Below are 2,087 nucleotides of genomic sequence, written 5' to 3'. Positions count from 1 at the left end.
CGGCACGATCTGCGCGGCATCAGGCGCGGCCTATGCGCTGCTGTTCGGCTATATCGGCTCCGGCTTCGCTTCGGTGCAGTATTCGATCCTGCCTCTGCTCTGGGTGCTGCTTGGCGGCGCCGCGACGACGCTTGGGCCGCTGATCGGCACGCTGTTCATGTATTATGTCACCGACATCACCAGCGGCTTCACCTCCGCCTATCTGCTGATCGTCGGCATCGCGCTCATCCTGCTGGTGCTGTTCTTTCCGAAGGGTATTCTCGGCAGCATCCGCCAGCGCTGGCTGGAGTGGCTGCCGTGACGCCGCTGCTCACCACCATGGGCCTGTCACGCCATTTCGGCGRCCTGCGCGCGGTCGACGGCGTCGACTTCGCGTTGATACCGGGGGAGATCCGCGCCATCATCGGCCCGAACGGCGCCGGCAAGACTACCTTCGTCAGCCTGCTCAGCGGCCGCATCCGGCCGTCCTCCGGTATGATCGTCTTCGACGGYGCCGACATCACCGACATGCCGGCTTACCGTAGGGCTCGCCTCGGCGTCGCCTACACGTTCCAGATCACCAGCGTCTTCGCCAATCTCACGGCATTCGACAATGTCGCRCTGCCGGTGCAGCGCACCCTGACCGACGGCCGTTCGAAGGGGCAGGTGAGGAGCGGCGTCATGGCGGCGCTCGAGCGTACGGGCCTGGCCGAACGGGCGGGCACGCTGGCCGCGCACCTTTCCTACGGCCATCAGCGCCTGCTCGAGGTGGCCATGGGCCTGGCGCTGAGGCCGCGCCTGCTTATCCTCGACGAGCCGACGCAGGGCTTGGCCGACAGCGAGATCGACAATTTCATCGCGCTGGTGCGCGAGATCGCCAGGAGCRCCACCGTGCTGCTCATCGAGCACAACATGCCGGTGGTCATGCAGCTTGCCGACCGCATCACCGTCTTCAATTCGGGAAAGATCCTCGCCGAAGGCACGCCGGAGCAGATCCGCACCAACGCTGAAGTCCAGGATGCCTATCTCGGAGCGACCCATGGCTGATCTCCCCAGCACTGGGAAGGCGCTGCTCGCGATTTCGGGCCTCGACTGTTTCTACGGCGAGGTGCAGGTGCTTTACGGCCTCGACCTCGTCCTCAACAAGGGCGAGGTGCTTTGCCTGTTCGGCCGCAACGGCGCCGGCAAGACGACGACGCTGAAGGCGATCATGGGCCTGGTTCCGGCGGCGGCCGGCTCGATCAGGCTGAACGGCAAGGAACTGAGCGGGCTTGCCGCACATGACGTGCCGAAGGCCGGCGTCGCCTATGTGCCGCAAGGCCGGCGGCTGTTCGCTGACATGACGGTGGCGGAAAACATCGAGATCGGCCTGATGGCGCGCGGCAAGGGCAAGCAGACGCGCGAGCGTGTCCTCGATCTCTTCCCGCTGCTCAGGGAGCGCCTCAGGCAGCGCTCCGGCACGCTCTCCGGCGGCGAGCAGCAGATGCTGGCCATGGCGCGCGCGCTGTGCCTGGAGCCACAGGTGCTGTTGCTCGACGAGCCRACCGAAGGGCTGATGCCGTCGATGATCGCCAAAATCCGCGAGACGGTGGCGAAGCTGCGCGAGCTCGGCGTCTCGACGATCCTGGTCGAGCAGCGCGTCGACGCCRTGCTCTCCGTCGCCGATCGCGTTTCTTTCATCGAGAACGGCCGCACCCGCGAGACTGTCGATGTCGAGGAATTGCGCGCCGATCCGTCGGCGGTAAGGCGGTATGTCGGGGTAGGTTGACGAGAGTAGAGTTGACCAGCCGGACGTCGGCGCTGCCCCTCACCCTTACCCTCTCCCCGTGAAGAACGGGGAGAAGGGGGCGCCGGCGCTGGAGCTTGTCCCTTCTCCCCGTTTTTCACGGGGAGAAGGTGCCGGCAGGGGATGAGGGGCAGCGCCGACGTTGATAGTGCTTGGCTTCATCTGAAGAACAAAAATCCCGCGATCAAAAACGTCGGGATCAGCACCAGCCCGGACCACGCCATGTAGCCGAAGAAGCCCGGCATCTTGAAGCCGCGATGTCTGGCGATGGCAAAGACCATGAAGTTCGGCGCATTGCCGATATAGGTGTTGGCGCCCATGA

3 protein-coding genes and 1 pseudogene are annotated in these 2,087 nt (G+C 65.2%); 3 read left to right on the top strand and 1 reads right to left on the bottom strand.

Annotation, left to right across the window (positions count from 1 at the left end; translation table 11 throughout):
* The 3 genes and pseudogenes from ORS3428_RS08380 to ORS3428_RS08370 form a co-directional block, all read left to right on the top strand.
* Positions 1 to 301 (top strand): annotated as a pseudogene (locus tag ORS3428_RS08380) (branched-chain amino acid ABC transporter permease); the annotation flags it as partial.
* Positions 298 to 1,026: an ABC transporter ATP-binding protein gene (locus tag ORS3428_RS08375; RefSeq protein ID WP_071096379.1), complete on the top strand. Its 729-nt coding sequence runs from the start codon at positions 298 to 300 to the stop codon at positions 1,024 to 1,026. The pseudogene ORS3428_RS08380 and the gene ORS3428_RS08375, both read left to right, overlap by 4 nt.
* Complete coding sequence (locus tag ORS3428_RS08370; RefSeq protein ID WP_071096377.1) at positions 1,019 to 1,747, top strand: ABC transporter ATP-binding protein; 729 nt, start codon at positions 1,019 to 1,021, stop codon at positions 1,745 to 1,747. The genes ORS3428_RS08375 and ORS3428_RS08370 overlap by 8 nt, the downstream gene beginning before the upstream one ends.
* A gap of 176 nt (positions 1,748 to 1,923) precedes the next feature.
* On the opposite strand, the gene ORS3428_RS31320 is transcribed toward ORS3428_RS08370, so the two are convergent.
* Positions 1,924 to 2,087 (bottom strand): sodium:proton antiporter (locus tag ORS3428_RS31320; RefSeq protein WP_172833663.1); only part of this gene is annotated, 164 nt, incomplete at its 5' end.

It is taken from the genome of Mesorhizobium sp. ORS 3428, assembly GCF_001854785.1.
GTDB lineage: Bacteria > Pseudomonadota > Alphaproteobacteria > Rhizobiales > Rhizobiaceae > Mesorhizobium.
The sequence above is the reverse complement of the archived record's forward strand: the minus strand, read 5'-3'. Positions and strand labels throughout refer to the sequence as shown.